Source organism: Curvibacter delicatus NBRC 14919, from assembly GCF_001592265.1.
GTDB lineage: Bacteria > Pseudomonadota > Gammaproteobacteria > Burkholderiales > Burkholderiaceae_C > Hylemonella > Hylemonella delicata.
In genome coordinates this window covers 1-3,225 of the sequence record NZ_BCWP01000080.1, presented here as the reverse complement: position 1 = coordinate 3,225, position 3,225 = coordinate 1, and the positions used below count along the sequence as shown (strand labels likewise).

Sequence of the window (3,225 nt, the reverse complement as noted above, 5' to 3'; positions counted from 1 at the left end):
TTATCTCGAAACTGTCTCGGCTGAATCCAAAAAATCACAAAACCTGGAGACAAGGATGCGCTCAGTTCGGACCCTTAAAACCTTTCTCGCGGTGGTAAAACATGGAAGTTTCGCTGCGGCGGGGCATGAGATTGGCCTGACGTCAGCGGCCATTGGTCTGCAGATACGAGGCCTTGAAGAAGAGTTAAACCAGCAGTTGTTTGATCGCACCGCGCGGACGGTGGTGCTGAACACAGCCGGCCGCAAGTTGGTTCCGGCAATTGAAGATCTGGTGCTTCGTTATGAGGCGCTTGCGGCCGACACAGAGACCGACGAACTATCGGGTACGGTGGTGATGGGCGCGCTCATCTCGGCGCTGATGGGTTCTTTTGCGGATGCGCTATGGACTATCAAAAAGCAATATCCGCGTCTGGAGGTGCGACTGCTTGCCGGCCAGTCCGACGACTTCACGCGCAAAGTGGAACATGGCCAACTGGACGGGGCTGTGGTGATCCGGTCGCCGCATGCGCTGCCGTCGAATCTGATCTGGACACCGCTATACCGCGAATCCATGGTGTTGATCGCACCGCGCAATCCGCATTTCGATCTATCTGCCGACCCGCTCGAGATGCTCCGCAAATGTCCCTTTATCCGCTTCGACAGAAATACCTGGACCGGATATCTGGTAAGCGAGGTTTTGCGGCAGTGCAATGTAAACCCGACCGATGCAATGGAACTCAATTCCTTTGAGGCCATTATGGAAATTGTGCGCCAAGGCTTTGGCATTGCGATAGTCCCCAAGCTGGCGAACGTGGACTGGCCAAGGGACCGCGGGCTGATGATCATCCCTTTGCCTTGCGTTGCGATTGAGCGCGACGTGGGTCTGCTCGAACGCACCTATCACACACGAACGGGCTTCACCGATGCGATCAAACAGTATTTCATCGACAACAAAGGACGGCCTCGGCGATAAGCATTCAGCCGACATTTCGACTCTTGGGCGATTCGTTAATCAAAAGAGGTACAGCCTGAATTCGCACTTTTGGTTACAGGTGGTATTGCGCCCCCTGATACCAAGGACATCTCTCGGGCCGAGACCGCCCATCAGGCGGCACCCGGCAAAGTGGTGGTTACCAGGCGGCAATAGGCTCATCGCGCTCCAGAGCGCTAACAACACGCTGTACTGCGGGTAGCCCCGCGCATGAAATTTATGCTGCCATCGATGGGGTTCACCAGCCACACAAAGTTCTTGTTGGTGCCATTCGCATCACCTTCTTCGCCGAAACAACGTGATTGGGGAAGGTCTTGGCGATGCGCTGCCGCAGATGGTCTTCGATGCGCAAGTCCAGCTCGCTGGTCCAGTCGCCGGGCGCCTTGTGGTGCACGGCGTGCGCCTGCCCCGCACCTTCACGCAGCAGCTGCACCGCCTCCTGCGCCAGTGCGCAGGCATGCGCTCGCGCCTCGCGCGGGCTCATGCCTGCTGCATGCGCGAGACGTAGTCGAACTCCCGCGTATCCACCACCGAGACGCGGTACTCGGCGGGCTTCTGGTCGAAAGTAAGTGCTACTCGCTCAATACGAAGCACCGGCGCACCCGCCGGCAGGCCCAGCAACTTTGCGCTGACCGCATCAGCAATTTCCGCCCGCATGCGCTCGTCGGCCCCTACCACCGTCACACCGAAGGCGGTTTGATAAAGCTCATAAATCGTGCCGCTCCGCTGCTCGAACACGCTTTTTGTCAGCCCTGGGAACAGCGTCGCGGCGATGACGATGCGATCGTGAACTACTGGCCGCCCCTTGAGCGATAGCACGTTGTCAATCCGATAGACCGGCTGTGTACCGTGCAATGCCAAGAATTCCGCCTCCTCAGGTGTAGCGCGAGATTTGGTAAATGCATGCAGCCTCACCTGCGGAAACTCGCGTGACCCATCGCGTCCGACAATCTTGAAAAACTGGAACATGAAGCGTTCACGGTCCTGCCGGCCGACAAAGGTCCCGCGACCTTGCTGCCGTATAAGTATCTTGTCGGCTACCAGCTCATCCACCGCACGCCGTACCGTGCCAATGGACACGTTAAAGCGCTTGGCAAGTTCGCTCTCGTTGGGAAGGGCACCGCCCGGGGCAACTCGGCCGGACTGAATTTCGGCAATCAAATGGCGCTTAACTTCGCGGTACAGCACAGGAATGCTCGATCGACCAGCCAGCGAAGAATCAGGCATGCTTGTGGATCACGACGGTCAACTGATTGACGAGGGTATTAATATGCCCGATTTTCATAATACTGTCGATTCCATGCCCTTCAGACATTCAGTTCTTCCACGATGTAACACCACCACATACCTCCGCCGCATTTCCACAGTCCACGCAAACTTGGGCATGTGTTGTTGCACCAATCAACGGCATAAGCTCAAGTTGGTTCGAGCGTTCCGTAGAAAAATGTTCGCGACAAGGTCAACAACCCAACAACAACTCGCTTTTTGCGGAAGTATATCTTTTTGTTGCCATGACCTCGCGTTGTTGCCGCCGATGAGGTATTCCGTCCAGCAGCGTCATTTTCTTGACGATCTGTGCGAGATCCACGCACAGCGCCTTGGCCAAATGCGGTTTTGAAAATCATCTAGCCGGCATCCTACCTCCGCGGTAGGTGTTACATCTAAAGTGAGCTCGCAAACTTGCTTTAACCAACCTGGAGGCTGAGATGAAATATTGCGGAATTGACCTTCATTCGAACAACAGCGTGGTGTCGGTGGTCGACGCGGAAGACCACGTCGTCGCCGAGAGGCGTTTACCCAATGATCTTGAAAAGATCATTGGGCTTATGAAGCCTTGGCAGGCAGAGTTGGCAGGGGTTGCGGTTGAATCCACATTCAATTGGTACTGGCTAGTCGACGGCCTCAAGGAAGCCGGCTTTACGGTGCACCTGGCCCATACGACAGCGATCAAGAAATACGCAGGGCTCAAGCACAGTGGCGACGAAACCGATGCACGCTTCCTTGCCCATCTGCTGCGACTGGGAATTCTGCCCACGGGAACCATTCTGCCCCCTGAACACCGCGCTGTGCGTGACCTGGCCAGAAAACGCATGCAGCTTGTGCAAAGCCGCACCAGGCACATTTTGGCAGTCGAAAACATCACGGCTCGTCAGTATGGGGCGCGCATGACCAGCAATCAAATCAAAGAATTGACAGTTGAGGCGGTCGACGAAATGCCATTTCCCGAGGATTGGGCTTCCCCCGATTCCCCGGAC

General features: G+C 56.1%; 4 protein-coding genes. 2 read left to right on the top strand and 2 right to left on the bottom strand.

Annotated features, from left to right (window positions below; all coding sequences use genetic code 11):
* On the top strand, positions 1-952 hold a 952-nt coding region (locus CDE01S_RS17825; RefSeq protein ID WP_245636223.1), incomplete at its 5' end, for a LysR family transcriptional regulator.
* Between the two features lie 194 nt (positions 953-1,146).
* On the opposite strand, the gene CDE01S_RS19285 is transcribed toward CDE01S_RS17825, so the two are convergent.
* Positions 1,147-1,341 carry an inositol monophosphatase family protein gene (locus CDE01S_RS19285; RefSeq protein WP_169802290.1) on the bottom strand — a complete coding sequence of 65 codons (195 nt, stop codon included), beginning with the start codon at positions 1,339-1,341 and terminating at the stop codon, positions 1,147-1,149.
* A gap of 109 nt (positions 1,342-1,450) precedes the next feature.
* Complete coding sequence (locus tag CDE01S_RS17815; RefSeq protein ID WP_084382989.1) at positions 1,451-2,197, bottom strand: GntR family transcriptional regulator; 747 nt, start codon at positions 2,195-2,197, stop codon at positions 1,451-1,453.
* A gap of 479 nt (positions 2,198-2,676) precedes the next feature.
* Here CDE01S_RS17815 and CDE01S_RS17810 point away from each other — a divergent pair.
* The coding region (locus tag CDE01S_RS17810; protein WP_157077205.1) for an IS110 family transposase at positions 2,677-3,225 on the top strand (549 nt) is incomplete at its 3' end.

Excerpts from the sequence above, each read along its gene's own strand:
- CDE01S_RS17815 (WP_084382989.1), bottom strand. The coding sequence starts at position 2,197 with ATGCCTGATTCTTCGCTGGCTGGTCGATCGAGCATTCCTGTGCTGTAC.